This is a genomic window from Pseudovibrio denitrificans JCM 12308, assembly GCF_001310815.1.
Classification (GTDB): Bacteria; Pseudomonadota; Alphaproteobacteria; order Rhizobiales; family Stappiaceae; genus Pseudovibrio; species Pseudovibrio denitrificans.
The window spans coordinates 71,162-88,280 of record NZ_BAZK01000011.1; the positions used below are offsets into that span (position 1 = coordinate 71,162).

The window sequence follows — 17,119 nt, forward strand, 5'->3', positions numbered from 1 at the left end:
CACCCGTGTCAGATATCCTCCGCCGCCACCTCACTCAGCTGCGCCCCAACAATCCACCCATCACCGTGAAGCTTCACTCCGCGCCACACCACCCAGCCCAAACAAAAAGGCCCTCCCGAAACCACGTCGGGAAGGCCTTCTACTACTCTTTATATATAAGGGCGGTCTGAACGAGCACGCACCGTGCTCACGTCCAACTCCGCAACAGGCTCAGAATCTCCGCTTCAAGCTCAATCCCAAACCTCTTACCGGAACCGCATGCCGAAAGGTGGCTCTACAGCCCCACGTACCGCACAATCAGGATCTGGCTGTCACCGGCGTGGCGCACGTCCAGTCCCTCGAACCCATCAGGGATCACCGGCGAAACGCTCGCATCTTCTTCCCAGATGCACAGCGCGCCTTCATTGAGCCAGCCACCGGCTGCGGCACTTGCCAGAGCCTTTTCGCCCAGCTCCTGCCGGTAGGGTGGATCCAAAAACACCAGATCAAACGGCATCATGGTGCCGGCATGTCCCAGAGAAGTCGCATCGCGGCGCAGGATCTTCGTGGCGCCCATCAGACCGGTGGTCTCCACATTCCGGCGGATCAGACCGCGCGGCTCCACGGCATCTTCAACGAACACGCAGTATTTGCCGCCACGGCTCATCGCTTCCAGACCCAGAGCACCAGTGCCTGCAAACAGGTCCAGCACACGGGCATCCTGAACCGGATTGCCATAGGCATGAGCGAGCACATTAAAGATGGTCTCTCTCATCCGGTCAGTGGTTGGCCGCGTATTCTGCGTCTTGGGTGTAGCGAGCGCTGTTCCCCGAAATCGTCCAGCAACAATTCTCACGAGTTTCTGCCACCTTTATGTCCGCGAGGCGCGCCACGATCACCGCCTGGGCGACCACCACGTCCTTTATCTCCGCCAAAGCTCTTGCCAGAACGAGGGCCTTTGCTGAAGCCGCGCTTGTCGCCATCACGGCCACCCTCACGAGGGCCTTTGCTGAAGCCACGCTTATCGCCATCGCGGCCACCCTCACGAGGGCCTTTGCCAAAGCCGCGCTTCTCACCATCACGACCACCGCGTGGGCCTTTGTTAAAGCCGCCGCGTTTTTCATCAGATGGAGCATCATCGCGGGAGCGACGATTGGAGAAGCGGCGCTCGCCCTCAGTTGGGCCAGTATCACCGGTGTACTTCGCGTTTTCTGCCGGGTTGAAGCGGCCACCGCGACGATCTTCACGGCTTGGCGCATCTTCAGCTGAACGCTTGGTGCCACCATGTGCCAGATCGAAACCACCACGCTTGGTGCGGGTGCCGAAGCGGCGCTCTTCTGGCTTACGCTTCTCGTCGTTACGACGGTTGTCGCCATCCTCGAAGGAAGGTGTGTAGGTGTCTACAGTGCCGTCAGCGCTGAACACGCGGCGTGGCTTGCTGTCGCCACCGCGTTCATTGCTGCCATAGCGGGAAGGGCCCGCCTTGCGGTCACGATCGCCAAACGGTTTACGATCTCCACGGTCGCGGTCGCCAAAGGATTTGCGCTCACCGCGATCGCCGAACGACTTACGCTCGCCGCCATCACGATCACCAAAGGATTTCCGGTCGCCGAAGGTTGGCTTCACGCCAACGCGTTTACGGTCACCAAATGGGTTGCGCTCAGAACTTTCACCGTCACCATCGCGCTTGTCTTCGCCATGGCGCATCGGCTTCTTGTTGTGCTTGGCAAGAACAGCCGCCGCATCTTTCGCGCTGATCCAGCCGCCACCAGCACCACCAGAAGATTTCTTTTTCTTCTTCATCTCGGCTTTTTTGCTGGTGCGTGCATCCATCTGGTTGATGATTGGCGCATCAAAATCAAGGTCAGCTTCAGAAACCAGGCGCTCGCCCAGCTGGTCACGCAGCACACGGCCACGGATCTCCTGCAGCTCACCTTCTCCAAGGTCGCCCAGCTGGAACGGACCGAAGGAGATGCGGATCAGACGGTTAACGGAAAGGTCCAGATGTTCAAGAATGCGCTTCACTTCGCGGTTCTTGCCTTCACGCAGGCCAATGGTCAGCCAAACGTTGTCACCTTTTTCAGTGTCCAGCGTCGCTTCAATAGCGCCGTACAGAACACCGTCAATGGCAACACCATCTTTCAGGGCATCCAGCTGCTCTTGAGTCACCTTACCAAACGCGCGCACGCGGTAGCGGCGCAGCCAGCCGGTTGCAGGCAGTTCAATCACGCGGGAAAGGCCGCCGTCATTGGTCAGCAGCAAAAGGCCTTCAGTGTTGATGTCCAGACGGCCAACAGTCACAACGCGTGGCATGTCTTTTGGCAGAATGTCAAAAACAGTCTTGCGACCTTCAGGGTCTTTGTTGGTGGTGACAGTGCCCCGAGGTTTATGGAAGAGCCACAGACGGGTGCGCTCACGGGTTGGCAGAGGTTTGCCATCCACGTACACCTTGTCTTTTTGGGTCACGGTAAAAGCTGGTGTGTCCAGCACATTGCCGTTCACGCTCACGCGGCCGGCTTCAATCCATGTTTCTGCTTCACGGCGTGAACACAGGCCAGCACGTGCCATCGCCTTGGCGATACGCTCACCAGTAACGGTTACTGTCTGTTCCTGTTTCTTTTTGCCGGAGGATTTCTTGGTCTGCTCGCCGGATTTGCGGGGGGAGCTTTTGGGGGGGTTACCGCTGTTTTTCATTGGCTCTTGCCCGGCGAACCGGGGCCTTTAACTTTCTACACTCTGTACAGATACACTGGATGAGCTCGCATAGGCGTCACCGCCTTGGCTGCCCAGCAGTCTGTCAGATGCCACACAATATTCGAATGTCGTCAAAGCGCATTCCGTTTGATTGGTTCAATCAGAAGACAGGAATTCGCTCAAAAAAAGAAGTCGGAGCGTGCTGCGTGGATGTTTTCGGGACGCAAACATACTCTGAAAACGGTCATAACCTAAGCAGAGCCCGTTGGCAAAGGGGCAAAAGCAGACTCGCGAACTTTTTTCTGCTTTTGTTGGGCTACAGCGTACCTGTAGGAGAGTAATGAAGTCTAATATGGCGAGGGCTTAAACGCGGGACGGAACGGTCTTTCGCTTCAGCCTTGGCTGCTCTCTTCAGCATACCGCAAAAGGTCTATTCCTTTTTCGGCTTGAGCCGCGTTTCCATGTAGGTTGGTAGGTTGTCCTTGGTTAACATCTTTTGATCGTCCACGACAAAGGTGTCCAACGAAGGCATCTCCAGAAGCGGAGATAGGTCTGAAGCCAAAGTATCATTCAACCACAACCCCTCAACGCGGATCATACCGACAAGCGGGCTTATGTCCTCGGCAGGTATGCGCGAAAGGCTCACACTTTTAACGCTTTTGAGGTGTCGTAAGGGTGCAAGATCAAAGACCATTGTATCGCTCAGGTCAAGAACTGTCAGGTTTGGCAGGTCAACCAATGGAGAGAGATCTGAGATCGGGTTTTTGCGCAGGTCAATTTGCTCAAGCCGGAATTTGCCCCGAAGTGCCGCGACATTTGTAACGTTTGCCTGTTCAAGCAGCACCCGTTTCACGTTTGTTGCCGGGGCCAACGCCGAGATGTCACGGAGGCCACTTTTTGAGCCATCAAAATGAACCAAAGATGGACCAAGCCGCAGGCCATTTAGACTGGCAATGCTCGGACCACCAATACGGAGATGTGTGATTTCTGTGCTTCGGGCAAGTGGCGAAAGGTCCGTTATCTGATTGCTGACAAGTGTGACACGTCGCAACTTCAGCTGCGCAAGGGGGCCAAGATCACGCACGGGATTGTTAGTAAGTGCAATCGCCTCAAGGTTTTGCAATGCTTCTATGCCTTCGAGCGACGATACACCCGAATTGATGATCGAAAGCTGTTCAAGAGCCCCCAATTTGTTGAGGGGAAGTTCAGAAATCGAATCTATTGCATTGTTGATTTGAAGAGTTTGTAGCTTCTCAAGCGATGCTGCGAAGTCATAACTCAGGGGCCGACCGTTTCGGATAGACAGCGACGTCAGGGACTCATTTTGGATTCCCGACGCATCAAAGGCCCCAAGATCTGTCAAATCCAACCGTTCGAGTTGCGTGAGGTGCGCAATGACGCTGAGATCAATTTGATTCTCTGTGCTTTCACGACCGGAAATGGACAGAAGTCTGATCCATGGCGCATCTGCGACTGCGCTCAAATCCGCAAGATCGGCTGCTTTTCGTATGATCAGACTATGATCTGTGCGCTTTTGGCATTGGGACCCTATCTGAACACAATTATCCGATTGCGCGACGGCTTGGTGCGCAATCAGCATAGTCCACAAAATACAATGAACCAACAGCCTCATCGCACGTATCCTTCAAGCAAAGAGAATGTGTGATTTCGAGCTGGCAGACTATATTGAAGCGCACCTACGAAACTTCCACTTTTTCAATTTTGCAGCGCTTTGTGGCGAAAATGTGAACTCAATGCGGCGACAACAAGGTCCAAAGAAAATCGCCAATGTAGCTGAATGCGGTCATGCATCCAGAGCGCAGCATTGAGCGGTATGGGCTCTTTGATCACTTTCATAAATGAGGGCACTTTAGCATTCAGAGTAGAAGAAACTCTTGCTCAGGCAAGTCAGGAGGAGCTGTTTTATCTCTTGTTTTGCATATCTTTGTCCGCAAACCAGCTTCCCCTTTTCTGCAAATAGCACTAGCTTGGCGCACATGAAGACGCCCACATTGAACTCAACCTTTATGGACATGGCACTGGACGAAGCCCGCGCGGCAGAAGCACGAGGGGAAGTGCCCATCGGCTGTGTTGTGGTCAAAGATGGCGAGGTGCTTTCCGCTGCAGGCAACCGCACGCTGGAGCTGAATGACCCAACCGCCCATGCCGAGGTGCTGGCCATCCGTGAAGCTGGCAAGCAGCTGAACTCCCAGCGTCTGGAGGGCTGCGATCTTTACGTCACGCTGGAACCATGCCCAATGTGCGCAGCTGCGATCTCCTTCGCCCGCATCCGCAGGCTCTATTATGGAGCAGGGGATGCAAAAGGCGGCGGTGTAGACCACGGCGTCCGCTTCTACTCCTCCCCAACCTGCCACCACACCCCTGACGTCTACTCCGGCCTAGCCGAAACCGACTCCGCCGCCATGCTGAAGACGTTCTTTCAGGGCAAGCGGGATTGAGTGGTGAGGGGCAGTGGCAATTGAGAGATTTCGGAGTGTACGTGCTCTATGTCTCACCTAAGGCGTGACTGAAGATTTAAGAGTTCAGGAAGCAGGCAATCTGCGACTTCCCTGATGAGAGATAGTTCTGAGGTTGGCGCCACAGCAAGTTCAGCTGCACGCCAAATCATAGGTGCAAGAAAAAGAAACGCCTCAGAGGCGATCTTTGCACATGGGTAGATGTCTCGGGAGTAGGCGTTCCTTCTCAGCATTTCTGCTTCAAAGAGCGAGCGGACAATACGTTTCATTAGCCAACTACAGACCCGTTTCCGCTCACCATCTGTCTTCGCGTCGGCAAGGTGTGTCGGCCAAGCCTTTGCCCACCGATCTACGCGATGCAAATGAGCAATCGCATGAGAGCCGAGCGTTGGAGCTGGTAACTCCGCAAGAAGGTTTTGAGGCCCAAAGCAATAGCCAGAGTAGCTGAGTGAAAACTTGAGCCACTGGAATCTGGAAGATTGCAGGAAGTCCTTGGGCTCAAACCATTCAAGATCAATGTCGATTGCTTGAGTAATCCAGTGCTCTGGAGACAAGGTTTGCAAAGCAGGACCACGAGTGAAGACAATCAGATCGATGTCAGAAGCCCCTTTAACGAAGGTACCTCGGGACGCTGATCCTCGAACTGCCAGACAATGAAAGCGTTCCCCAAGCTCTAGCTTGAGCTTTTCCGCAAACTGAGAAAGCTCAGAAAACAACGGCTCTTCTGGAGCTCTCCCAATGTGCGGCAATACTCCATGCTCGTCAGCCCAGGAAAGCCGCCCAATTGGCTTAAGGTGTGATGCGGTTGCTTCCATGCTTTCCCGGAGTTGGTCGAGCTTTATATGCAATGAGAAGATAACTCAAACATGCTATCAGCAAACGCCCGAAATAACGGCATCTAATTCTTTAAAAAGTAACATCGGCTTTACCTCCGTTGTTATGCATCGCTTAGCGCCTGTGACGTAAACTTCCCAAAATGATGGTGAACGCGTCATGGTCTAAGAATTTATGCTAGTCAGCCAAAAACAGGTCCTAACGGGTGCACCGCTCAGGCAGTTTCTGCTTTATGCGATCCCGTCGACGTTCAGTTTACTGGCATTGGCGATCGCTGAAATTGTTGATGCCTACTTCTTGGGAAACTATGTTGGCCCTCATGCGCTTGAAGCCGTAAATTTCTCCCTTCCAATCATTACTGCCATCTATGGTCTCATGTTGATGATAGCTGTCGGCGCATCTGTCATCACCGGCAAGTACGTTGGAGAGGGTAAAGAGGAAGCCGCTTGTCAGGTCTTTATCAAGACCTTGCTGACGACCATTCTCCTTGGGTTTGCGCTGACTGTTCTTATTCTCGTCTTTATCAAAGATATTGTTGAACTGATCGCATTCGATCCTGAAGCATCAGATTACATCGCAGATTATCTGAAAGTGTTTGCCTGGGCATTTCCGCTCATAGGGTGTGCCATCGTTCTTACCACCTTTGGGCGGATTGATGGGCGGCCTGCTCTGGTGCTGCTGGCAATCGTTTTAGGGACAGCGCTTAACGTGCCACTTGATCATGTACTCGTTGCTGAACTTGAGATGGGCGTAACAGGTGCTGCTATCGCGACAGGAAGCTCTCAGGTGGTGGTGGTGCTTGTGTTACTACCGCACCTGTTCAGAGGAGCAGGGATTATGCGCTTGCTCCGTCCTGATGGGAAATGGCGTGTCATGTTGCGCGCTGCTTACACCGGACTTGCCGAATTCATAAACGAGATTTCTACGGGTGTGATTGTCTTTGTAAGCAATTGGATTTTGATCTTGGAGCTGGGCACTGACAGTATCGTCGCGTTTGGAATGCTGAACTATCTGGTTTTCCTGTCCATCATGATCTTCTATGGATTTGGGGAGGCTCTGGGCCCGCTCATCTCGATAAATCTGGGCGCTCATCGCTACGACCGAATTAAAATCTTCCTCTTCTATGCGTTGTCTGCAAACCTCTTGGTTGGTGGAGGACTTGCAATCTTCATTCTTCTGTTCCCTGTGTTCATCAGCACGGTCTTTCTGAACATGGCGTCAATGATGGTTGTTGATCTGACAGAAGAGTTCTCCAACTACTTGTGGCCCATCTTCATTTTCAATGGCATCAATATCACCCTTTCCTGCTATTTCGTTGCCATCCAGAGTGCATCTCGGGCAGCCATTGTTGCCTTGTCACGATCCCTAGTGTTCCCAGTGATATTCATGATTGTTTTTCATATGCTATTTGACGGTGGAATGGTCATCCTCGCACTGCCATTGGCTGAAATCATGAGCCTAACCATATGTTTGTATCTATTCTGGCAGAGGACACCGGGAAAGTTGCAGGCTTAAGCCACCCTCTTTGCTGCAATCAAGGAACCTCCTGCAATCGCCAATGCGGCGATAATCACGTTGGCCTCCAGAGTGCCTTCACCAAACAGGATCAACAGCAGCGTCGAGATCAGCGGGGCGCCGTAGGCAAGCACGCCGAGCAGCTGAACGTTGCCGTGTTTCACACCAAAATCCCAAGTATAAAAAGCAACACCAACAGGCCCCAAGCCGAGGCCGAGAACGGCAATGATCTGCAGCGGGTCAGCGGGAACAGCCGTGGTCTCCCAGAGAAAATGCGAGAGCCAGCCAAACGCAGCGGTCAGCGCACAATAGCCGATCACCGCATCCGAAGAGGTGTTCTTGATCAGCCGGCTCAGCACGGAATAGCTAGACCAGATAAGCGCACAGCCCGCAGCGGCCAGATAGCCAATGAGATACTCCCACTGCAAGTTGCCTGCGGTATCTTTCCACCCAAGCAACACCCAGTATCCAGCCAACGCCACAAGCGCACCAGAAATATGCCACCGCGTGATGGTTTCCCCTGGCAACAGCGCAGAAAACAGCACGATGAGCAGCGGCCAGATGTAAGCGATCAACCCGGCCTCAACCGCTGGCGCGTTCTGCAGGGCCACGAAGTAAAGCGCATGGAAACCAAACAATCCACCAACTCCGAGCAACCAACCGGACAAAGGCAGCTTGAACGCAGATCGCAAATCAGCCTTCCCACTGAGCAGCTTGCCAGAGAGCGTGAGCGTTGCAACGGTGAAGGTCATAGCCAGCAGCTGAAACGGCGGGAACTGATCTCCCGTCAGCTTGGTCAACACCGCAAGGGTGCCCCACAAAACAATGGAGATGCTCCCGATCATCGTCGCAGCGCTGGTCTTGCTCGCTGAGTGGTTCTGTAACATGCAAATAGTCCGCTTAGATAACAATGGTCTGGCGCCGCACCTTTCGCACGCCATCACCGCCATGCCGAGGCTTCTCAGCAAAGCAGGCCAGATCTTGCCCCATTTCCTGCTTATTGGAATTAGGCAAAACAGGAAATAGATTTTCTTTTTGAGATTTGTGCGCCTACGCTGTATCCCTTAGCCATCAACAGGCTTAGTACGCTCAGATAAGAAAGTTGAGACCCGGAAGGAAAAGATGTCGTTTCAAGCTGTAATCCGCGAATACAACCGGCTGGAACTCGGGCACCGCCACGCGTTTGCGCAGGCTGTTATTCCGTTGCAGGGCGAGATGGACATCGAGATTGGCGGCCAGTTCAAAGAGCTGAAGGTCGGCTCCGTCGGCCTCATCGCGCCGGAAACCCTGCACGACAGCGAAACCACCTCCGGCAGCCGCTTTCTTATCATCGACGTCAGCGACAAAGCTGCCATCACCCAGTTCTTCCGCAATGCCAATGACAGTCATCTGGAACTGTCACCGCTCGCGCTCAAGTACCTCAACTTCGTCGCCTCCCTGACGGACACATTCGCCACAGACGCAACCGGCGCATCCACCATTCTCAACACGGCCCTTGAGCTGGCAACCGGGCAGGGCACCGATCTTGCCAACCAAAGCATGACCAGCACCCGCCTGATGAGCGTGAAGGACCAGCTGCCCGCGCCCGTCAAAATCTCCGAGCTTGCGAAAGAAGAGGGCTTCTCAGTCAGCAGTCTGCAAAAGAACTTCAAAGCCTCGTTCGGCAAGTCCCCTAAGCAGGTACAACTGGAGATGCGCCTGAATAAAGCGCTGGGTCTGCTGCGATCCTCCAACCAGACCATGCTTCCATCGCCTATGAGGTTGGCTACGAGAACGCGTCGTCTTTCACCAACATCTTCAAAAAGCACTTCGGCCTGACGCCATCTCAGTACAGAGCCCAGTACCGCGCCTCCCTGACGCGCCATAACTAATCTCCACCAGAACACTCAATCATTACAGCCCTTTAAGTTGTCACCCTTAGGTGCGATCAGTATGTTGCATGCTTTCTTCAGTATCACCACTGCGTGCAAAGCCAACAACAGAAAGCATCTGATGACTGAAACTGCTCTGATCACCTATGTCGCAGCGCTGTTCTCCATGATGAACCCCATCGGAAACACCGGCGTCTTCGCAGGCATGACAGCGGATCGAGACGCTGCCACCGCCCGCCGCATTGCATGGACCTGCGCTGGCGCCATCGCGCTGACACTCCTCACTGTCACCTGGACCGGCGGCATCCTCCTCAAGTTCTTCGGCATCACCGTGCACGAGCTGCGCGCTGCGGGTGGCGTAATCGTGCTACTGATCGCGCTTTCCATGCTGCGTAGCGATAACAGCCACCGCCAGACCCCGCAGGAAGCCGCCTCCGCAGCAGAGCAGAACCACATCGCCGTTGTGCCACTGGCCATCCCAATCGTTGCCGGGCCGGGCGCTATCGCAACAGCCATCGTCGCCGCTGAGCGTCATTCCGGCATCTGGGCCAAGATTGATCTCTCCATCGCAGCCGTTGGCCTCGCACTCTTCACCGGCTTTTTGTTCTCCGTCTCCAAACCAATCGCCAACAAACTGGGCGAGTCCGGCATGGGTGTTGTCACCCGCCTCATGGGTATGGTGCTTGCTGCAATTGCCATGGGCATGCTCGCCGATGGCGTCAAAGGCATGATCCCCGCATTGGCGAGCTAATCGCCAGCGGAAAGGCTCACCTAATTGAGCCTTTCCCCTCTGAAAACCAATGATTTTCGCCACAAGCTTTACCCTCTGTTTCGCACAGCAGGGATCGGTCCATCCGGCAAAGAGTACAGAAGCTATACTTGATCCAACGAGGCACCATCCGCCTCTAAAACAACAGATCAGGTGCTTCCATGCTGGAGTTCAGCAGCCACAAAAATCATCGGAACCCCTCAGGCCGGGCGTGGGCGCTGCAGGCCATCAAAAACATTGAGGCGGATTACAATCGCTCGGCTGATACACATCTGATCAAGCTGAACATTCCCAAACTCACCAAGGCGGGCATTGATCTCTACCTCAAGGATGAAAGCACCCACCCAGCGGCAGCCTCAAACATCGGTTGGCCCGCTCACTCATCCTTTATGGCATCTGTAATGGCTGGATCAGGGAAGGTATGCCCATCGTGGAATCCTCCTCCGGTTCCACAGCAATCTCGGAGGCCTATTTCGCCCGCCTCATCGGCAATCCCTTCATTGCCATAGCGCCCAAAGCCACCGCCACTGGCAAAATCCGTGAGATCGAGGCGTTGGGCGGTGAGGTGCATCTTGTTGAGCCTATCAGATCTACAGTGAGGCGGAACGATTGGCGAAAGAACTTGGCGGACATTACGTGGATCAGTTTACCTACGCCGAGCGTGCAACCGATTGGCGCGGCAATAATAACATCGCCCAGAGCCTGTTCTCACAAATGGAGCTGGAGCGCTTCCCCGCTCCCAAATGGATCGTCATGAGTGCCGGAACTGGCGGCACATCGGCAACCATTGGCCGCTACATCCGCCTCCATACAGAGGACTATTCCAAGACACAGCTCTGTGTGGTTGATCCTGAAAACTCAGTCTTTCATGAGTACTACCGCAACCGCGATCCCCAAATTGTCCGTAACAAACCCTCCCTCATAGAAGGGATCGGCAGACCAAGGGTAGAACCCTCCTTCATGCCAGATGTCATCGACAGAATGATCGACATCCCCGATGCAGCCAGCATCGCCACCATCAGATGGCTGGAAGGGGTTATCCTGCGCAAATGCGGCGGCTCAACAGGCACCAACCTTTATGGTGCTCTGGCTCTAGCCAAGGAGATGATGGAAAACGATCAGGAAGGCTCCATCGTCACCCTCATCTGCGACAGCGGCGAGCGCTATCTGGATACACTCTACAACGACGACTGGGTCGTCAGCAAAAACCTCGACCTGCTCCCCTACATGCACAAACTCATCGACTTCGCCGAAATCGATGGTATCTAGTGAGGGAACTGCCTCACCTACTGATGAAAGTTGGTCTAACGAAGCTATACAGAAGATGTTTGGTCTCCGGTTCAGTTGCACTGATCCGGCATTGCTCCCAAAGTTTCGGATCATGATCCTCGATCATGGATTCATACGTTATCTCGTCAAAACACTGTTCTTTGAAGTTTTCACGAAGAGATTTTACATTCACCAAGACAATGTGTTTTCGGGTAATAGCGAGAGGGAATGGGTGTAGTCGAACCCTCAGGCTAACCTGCATAAGACTTTTTGTGATATCAGTGGAGAATGTTGCCGCATCGTCGATGTCGATACCTAGGTGCGGTGCTAGCTCTACGTTTTTGATGTCTGCAAAGCCTTCTAAGATTAAAACCCAAATATCGACGTCTTCAAAGCTGCTGGGTTCGCGAGAAGCAAATTGCCCTTTTGCATCAGCCATAACTTGCGTAAACAGCGGAGGGTTTTTGTATAGTTCACCATCTTGCCAAAACACAAAGGTCGAAGGATTGAGTTTCCTTTCCAAGATGGCCAAACTACCAAATCGCGTCGATGCGACAGAAAACAACAAAGCAAGGATTATGAGCAAAATATATAAGCCGATTAATCTGTTTGCCCACCAACTAAAACGTACCATTCCTACCCGCTTTCAGTCCCATTATGCCTAGACCTGTCAAAAGGCGCTGTTGTTCAATTGTCAGTACTCGATCTAGGGATAAGGTTTGTAGCCCAAACAACAGAGCCGCAACCATGTCGGTTATAGAAGTGAGTACGTCCGCGTAACAAGCTCTGCCTCTTTAGCTGTGCCTTGAATAAACAGAACCGCCAATCACTGGAAACAAATGCCTAGCGAAAGGCGAGACGTACTCTCAGCTATAATTGCGAGTTTTCATAGTAAACTATTGGCGTCTTACTTAGTGCAAATTAGCCAAGCACGCTGACTTTAAATCCAGCCAGCGTGCTGAGTGTTAAAAGCTGATAGCCTTACGGCTGACTTCCTGCTGCATTAAGGCATTTGATAGAGCCCCAAAGCGTTTCCGAATGGGTCGGCAAACTCGGAGTATGTCACGACCTCAGGTATCTCCACGGCCTCTCCCGTATCGATTTTCAGTGCCGTGCGCGCGGTTTGGCTCGCCGCCATATCCTCCACCATAAAACGGACAATAGCGCCGCTTGGCTGCGTGTCATCTACCTCAAAGACTTGGAACCAAACCCCCGGCGCTACCTTGAACTCCACAATACCGGGAACAGGTCTGAGCACCTCAGTGTCAGGGCCAAGAAACTTGGTGTACCACGCTTCTGCTTCCGCCAGTGAAGGCACCGGCACCCCAACAGTCACCTCCTGAAACGGCTCTGCCGAAACAGCGCTTGCAAACGCAAAAGAAGCAACAAAACCCAGAGCAAACCGACGCACAACGGCGCCTTTGCCCTGCAATGAATTAAACAACATAACGACTCTCCATAATATAAATATAGCTACTATACTTTATGGACATAAATCCACATGTCAACATCCCTTCTTTTGATCTCGGAGTTTTGAGAGCGGCGCCGGAACTGAAACGCACTCCTTGAGCAGGAGGAGGTAACGTAGTCCCTTGAGATATCGTGATGGCTGGAAGGTGTAATCCTGCGTGAACGCGGTGGATCAAAAAGCACTAACCTTTCCGTGGCTTATGCATTGGCCATGGAGAGGATGGAAAATGCTCAAAACGGCTGCAAAGATGGTATCGTCCTAACCAATTGGCAGATAAGCAGGTTTAACTGGGGCGAGTTGATGCGAACTCATGCCATTCTGCTTTTTGGTGAACGCCAGTTTGGTCATTGCTGCCATTGCCATGTCTGATCATGTTCGCTTCTAATGGTCTTTGAGCGAGAAAAGCAACTGAGGGTGAAGCGTAGTTCGCCAATCTGCTTGTCCAGGGTCATTCTACAGACCCTGGAATAGTCTGAAGTTTTTGACGTAAAGTCTCGATTATTTAGCAGCTTTGGAGGTCAGCTTCGCCAAAACACCGCGCATTTTCTCGATTACTGGGGACTTATCGACATTATCCAGATCCTTCATTGTTTCTTTTGGATCCTCATAAGCCAGCCAGACTTGCCCTTCGGAATCCTCATAGACCTGCACTTTGAGTGGCAGGAATAGACCTGCCCGCGGATCTATTTCCATCGCAGGTGTACCAAGAGCCGGATTACCGAAAATCAGCAACTGGTTCGCTGGAATGGACATGCCAACTTTTTCGGCTCCTGCTGCATGATCAACACGAGCAAATATGGTTGCCCCTGCCTTTTGAGCAGTAGCCTCCAGTGCATCCATAGCCTCTTGCACGGCCTTATTGGTATTGACCTTGATAATATCTTGAGCCATGGCGGGATACAAACTTCCAAGTATTAGAGCTGAGGCCAGAAACAAACTACGCAAAGCATCATCCTTCTTGTGAAACTAATTCGACTTAGGGGACATAAAGTTGAATGCAACAGAAGCCCAACATAAACTCCAAGCTGAAGAAATAGAAACTTTCCCCTACTGGAGTATGTTGATTTAACTATGGAAATATTCTGATTACATATAAATTATTTTCACATGATCGTGCTTCTCTCAAAACAACACAATCACCCCCGCCGACGAGATTTTGACAGCGTCACTGGAATAGCCTTGCTTGTGGGAGTGTTGGATTGATCACCCGTGGAATACACCGGAACGAGCACGTTCACCTCTGGGAAATAGGAGGCAATGCATCCCTCAGGGATGTCGTAGGGCACAACCTGAAAATCTAGCGCACGCCGATTGCGGCCATCTTCGCTAACAGTGCCAATATCAACCTTTTCGCCTCTGGAAACGCCGGCACGGCGCATGTCGATCGGGTTCATAAATACCACTTTACGCCCGCCTGAAATGCCGCGGTAACGGTCATTCAGCGAGTAAATGGTGGTGTTGAATTGGTCGTTGGAGCGCATGCTCTGCAGAGTAAAGGTGAGCTTCGGCGCTTGGAAGTCAGCTGAGCAGCGGTTGCCAGTGGCAAGGAGTAACCGGAGAACTCGGCCTTGCCGGATTTCGTTGCCCACCGACGGTCTGCAATCGGGTTAGCCAGATAAAACCCGCCCGGTGTCCGCACCTGGCTGTTGAACCCGGCAAACTCCGGCAATACTTCCTCAATCTTCTCGCGAATGCGGTCGTAGTTCTCAATGAGATGCGTCCAGTTCACCACCTTGTTGCCAATAGTTGCTCTGGCAAGCCCGGCAATGATGGCAGGTTCAGACATCAGGAGATCTGAGGCCGGTGGATTGACCCCGGCGGAGCTATGGATCTTGGAGAGCGAGTCTTCTACCGTCACGATCTGGTCGCCAGACCGCTGCTCATCATACTCCGTGCGCCCAAGGCTCGGTAGAATGTAGGAGAGGGAGCCAGTCATCAGGTGGCTTCGGTTCAGTTTGGTCGCAATGTTAATGGTCAGGCGACACTTGCGAATGGCTTCTTCCGTCAGGCCTGTATCCGGGGCAGAGCGGGTGAAGTTGCCGCCAAGGCTCATGAACACCCGCAGCTTGCCTTCATTCATCATCTTGATGGCTTCAACCGAGTCCACACCCGCGTGCATTTCCGGCTCAAACTCAAACGCATCCTGCAGCGCCAGCAAAAACTCCTCGGATGGATCAGAGGTAATGCCCATCCGACGGATGCCTTGCGTGTTCGCATGCCCCGGCATCGGACAGGCGCCTGCGCCCGGCTTGCCAACATTGCCGCGAATGAACAACAGATTCATGATCTCGCGAATGGTCGCCACAGAGTGCTTATGCTGACTGATGCCAGTGCCCCATGTAATAATCGGACGATCCGCCTGCACATAAAGCAGGGCAGCTTTCTCGATTTCATCACGCGTCAGACCAGACTGATCCTCAATCTCTTTCCACGGGGTCAGCTCCAGCGCCTTCTCATAACTCTCAAACCCACCGCAGTTCTCTTCAATAAACACACGGTCGATGATGCTATGGGTGAGAATGCGCTCGTTGTCCCAGGCAAGAATGGCTTTCACCATACCGCGCACAGCTGCCATGTCGCCGCCCAGCTTGGGCGTGAAGAAGTGGCTGGCAACAGGGCGAGAGCCAAAACGCACCATCTCCAACTGGTTCTTCGGGTCCGCATACCGCTCCAGCCCACGCTCGCGCAGCGGGTTGAAGGAGACAACCTGCGCGCCCCGCTTGGTTGCGTCGCGAAGAACAGGCAGCATACGTGGATCAGTCGCGCCAGGGTTATGGCCAAACACAAAGATCGCATCTGCTTTGGCAAAGTCTTCCAGCCGAACCGTCGCCAACCCGCACCCAATGGCTTCCTCCAGCGCAATACCACTGGCCTCGTGGCACATGTTAGAGCTGGAAGGGAAGTTGCTGGTGCCGTAAATGCGGCCAAACAACTGGTAGAGGAAGGCAGCTTCATTGCTGGCGTGCCCGGAGGTGTAAAACACGGCCTCCTTGCGATCTTTAATCGCCCGCAGCTCAGCGCCAATCTCCTTGAAAGCCTCAGCCCAGGTGATCTCGTTATAGCGGTCTGTAATCCTGTTGTAGCGCAAAGGGCAGGTCAGTCGGCCCTGATCCTCAAGGTCGAAGTCAGAGAACGTCTGTAACTCGGAGACGGTGTACTCCTGAAAGAACGACTCAGTGATCCGCTTTTCGGTCATTTCCGCGGCCACGGCCTTCACACCGTTCTCACAAAATTCGATGGAAGTTGTTTTTTCCGGATCCACCCACGCCACGCCGGGGCCAATAAACCCGTCAGGCTGGTTGGTTTTTAAGACTGTTTTGATTCCCGAAGTGAGCGACGTGTTTTGCAGCAGAGCCTGACCACAGCTCCACACGGCACCCCAGCCACCAGCAGGAGCTGTTGATTTCTTTGCAATAATATTGTCGGACACGCCGGACTCCTCAGGCTCTTAAATCGCCCACGAACTTGATGAGTCGCTAGCTGTAGCGTGTGAAGCTGTATCCACGGTTGCAACTAAACAGATTTAAACAATTCTCTCGCGCCAGCTTGACAGCCAGATCGCTGGGCGTTGCCATAACAGCAAGCGTGCCCACACGAGCGCTGACAGCCTTCTGCACCAGATCAGAGCTGCACCGGCTTGTGGTGATGACAAGATCGACCGGCTCACCACTGCGCGCACCGGCCCCAAGCGCCTTGTCCATGGCGTTATGGCGGCCAATGTCTTCGCGCACGGCCAGAATATCCTCGCCGCAGCACACGGCAGCTGCATGCAGTCCGCCACCGTAAATGTCGTTGAGCGTCTGCTTGGACTGCATCGCCTCAAACATGGCGCTGATGCTCTCCGTTTTGGGAGCTGGCTGAGGGGAAAGGGGAGTAAGCGCACGCAATGCCGCGCGAATGCTATCAAGACCGCACAGCCCACAGCCGGACGTCCCGGTCAGCAGGCGTTTGCGTTTCACAGCGGTGAAGAACTGCTCGTCTTCAATCTCCAGATTGACGCTGATGCCTTCCTCGCCATGTTCATGCAAGGCAATAGACTGCACATCCTTGATGCCGGAGACGATGGACTCGCTGATCGCAAATCCCACGGCGAAATCTTCAAGGTCTCTGGGCGTGGCCATGAACACAGCAAAGCCCTCTCCGTTCAGCGTAACCGCGACCGGAACTTCAGGAGGTAGCTTTCTGCCGTCATTGATAGGTGTTTGCCACTCAGGGTCTACAATAGACAACCCAGACTCCA

The 17,119-nt window shown here is 53.4% G+C and carries 15 protein-coding genes and 2 pseudogenes; 6 read left to right on the top strand and 11 right to left on the bottom strand.

The window, feature by feature from the left end:
• Positions 1–274 precede the first annotated feature (274 nt).
• The 3 genes from rsmD to JCM12308_RS15960 form a co-directional block, all read right to left on the bottom strand.
• Positions 275–835, bottom strand: a complete 561-nt coding sequence (gene rsmD / locus JCM12308_RS15950; RefSeq protein WP_037037985.1) for a 16S rRNA (guanine(966)-N(2))-methyltransferase RsmD — start codon at positions 833–835, stop codon at positions 275–277.
• Complete coding sequence (locus tag JCM12308_RS15955; RefSeq protein WP_054784423.1) at positions 832–2,673, bottom strand: pseudouridine synthase; 1,842 nt, start codon at positions 2,671–2,673, stop codon at positions 832–834. The genes rsmD and JCM12308_RS15955 overlap by 4 nt, the downstream gene beginning before the upstream one ends.
• A 430-nt stretch (positions 2,674–3,103) precedes the next feature.
• The gene (locus JCM12308_RS15960; RefSeq protein ID WP_164845329.1) at positions 3,104–4,156 is read right to left on the bottom strand and encodes a leucine-rich repeat domain-containing protein; all 1,053 of its coding nucleotides are present in this window, start codon (positions 4,154–4,156) and stop codon (positions 3,104–3,106) included.
• A 514-nt stretch (positions 4,157–4,670) separates the two neighbouring features.
• On the opposite strand from JCM12308_RS15960, the gene JCM12308_RS15965 reads away from it, so the two are divergent.
• A complete protein-coding gene (locus tag JCM12308_RS15965; RefSeq protein ID WP_373282376.1) occupies positions 4,671–5,132 on the top strand; it encodes a nucleoside deaminase in 462 nt (153 codons plus the stop codon).
• A 53-nt stretch (positions 5,133–5,185) separates the two neighbouring features.
• Here the strand turns inward: JCM12308_RS15965 and JCM12308_RS15970 are convergent, their stop codons facing one another.
• A complete protein-coding gene (locus JCM12308_RS15970; protein WP_208609043.1) occupies positions 5,186–5,965 on the bottom strand; it encodes a nucleotidyltransferase domain-containing protein in 780 nt (259 codons plus the stop codon).
• A gap of 193 nt (positions 5,966–6,158) precedes the next feature.
• On the opposite strand from JCM12308_RS15970, the gene JCM12308_RS15975 reads away from it, so the two are divergent.
• The gene (locus tag JCM12308_RS15975) at positions 6,159–7,499 is read left to right on the top strand and encodes an MATE family efflux transporter (RefSeq protein WP_083417051.1); all 1,341 of its coding nucleotides are present in this window, start codon (positions 6,159–6,161) and stop codon (positions 7,497–7,499) included.
• On the opposite strand, the gene yddG is transcribed toward JCM12308_RS15975, so the two are convergent.
• A complete protein-coding gene (gene yddG, locus JCM12308_RS15980; RefSeq protein ID WP_054784427.1) occupies positions 7,496–8,386 on the bottom strand; it encodes an aromatic amino acid exporter YddG in 891 nt (296 codons plus the stop codon). The two genes, JCM12308_RS15975 and yddG, sit on opposite strands and share 4 nt — an antisense overlap.
• An 861-nt stretch (positions 8,387–9,247) precedes the next feature.
• Here yddG and JCM12308_RS33045 point away from each other — a divergent pair.
• Both JCM12308_RS33045 and JCM12308_RS15990 read left to right on the top strand, forming a co-directional pair.
• Positions 9,248–9,370 carry a helix-turn-helix domain-containing protein gene (locus JCM12308_RS33045; RefSeq protein ID WP_373282378.1) on the top strand — a complete coding sequence of 41 codons (123 nt, stop codon included), beginning with the start codon at positions 9,248–9,250 and terminating at the stop codon, positions 9,368–9,370.
• Positions 9,371–9,491: 121 nt separating this feature from the next.
• The gene (locus tag JCM12308_RS15990) at positions 9,492–10,121 is read left to right on the top strand and encodes a MarC family protein (RefSeq protein ID WP_208609044.1); all 630 of its coding nucleotides are present in this window, start codon (positions 9,492–9,494) and stop codon (positions 10,119–10,121) included.
• 218 nt (positions 10,122–10,339) lie between these two features.
• On the opposite strand, the gene JCM12308_RS32365 is transcribed toward JCM12308_RS15990, so the two are convergent.
• Positions 10,340–10,483: a hypothetical protein gene (locus JCM12308_RS32365; RefSeq protein ID WP_280138389.1), complete on the bottom strand. Its 144-nt coding sequence runs from the start codon at positions 10,481–10,483 to the stop codon at positions 10,340–10,342.
• A 23-nt stretch (positions 10,484–10,506) separates the two neighbouring features.
• On the opposite strand from JCM12308_RS32365, the pseudogene JCM12308_RS32370 reads away from it, so the two are divergent.
• Positions 10,507–10,662, top strand: a pseudogene (locus JCM12308_RS32370) (PLP-dependent cysteine synthase family protein); the annotation flags it as partial.
• Between the two features lie 86 nt (positions 10,663–10,748).
• A complete protein-coding gene (locus tag JCM12308_RS32375) occupies positions 10,749–11,408 on the top strand; it encodes a pyridoxal-phosphate dependent enzyme (protein ID WP_280138390.1) in 660 nt (219 codons plus the stop codon).
• A gap of 13 nt (positions 11,409–11,421) precedes the next feature.
• Here JCM12308_RS32375 and JCM12308_RS16000 read toward each other — a convergent pair whose 3' ends face one another.
• The 5 genes and pseudogenes from JCM12308_RS16000 to fdhD form a co-directional block, all read right to left on the bottom strand.
• Complete coding sequence (locus tag JCM12308_RS16000; RefSeq protein ID WP_054784429.1) at positions 11,422–12,042, bottom strand: hypothetical protein; 621 nt, start codon at positions 12,040–12,042, stop codon at positions 11,422–11,424.
• Between the two features lie 369 nt (positions 12,043–12,411).
• The gene (locus tag JCM12308_RS16005; protein WP_054784430.1) at positions 12,412–12,855 is read right to left on the bottom strand and encodes a VOC family protein; all 444 of its coding nucleotides are present in this window, start codon (positions 12,853–12,855) and stop codon (positions 12,412–12,414) included.
• Positions 12,856–13,377: 522 nt separating this feature from the next.
• Entirely contained in the window at positions 13,378–13,770 is a 393-nt protein-coding gene (locus tag JCM12308_RS16010; RefSeq protein WP_054784431.1) for a DUF302 domain-containing protein, read from the bottom strand.
• Positions 13,771–14,015: 245 nt separating this feature from the next.
• A pseudogene (locus tag JCM12308_RS16015) lies at positions 14,016–16,309 on the bottom strand (FdhF/YdeP family oxidoreductase).
• Between the two features lie 46 nt (positions 16,310–16,355).
• Complete coding sequence (fdhD, locus tag JCM12308_RS16020; protein WP_008549681.1) at positions 16,356–17,108, bottom strand: formate dehydrogenase accessory sulfurtransferase FdhD; 753 nt, start codon at positions 17,106–17,108, stop codon at positions 16,356–16,358.
• Between the last annotated feature and the right edge of the window lie 11 nt (positions 17,109–17,119).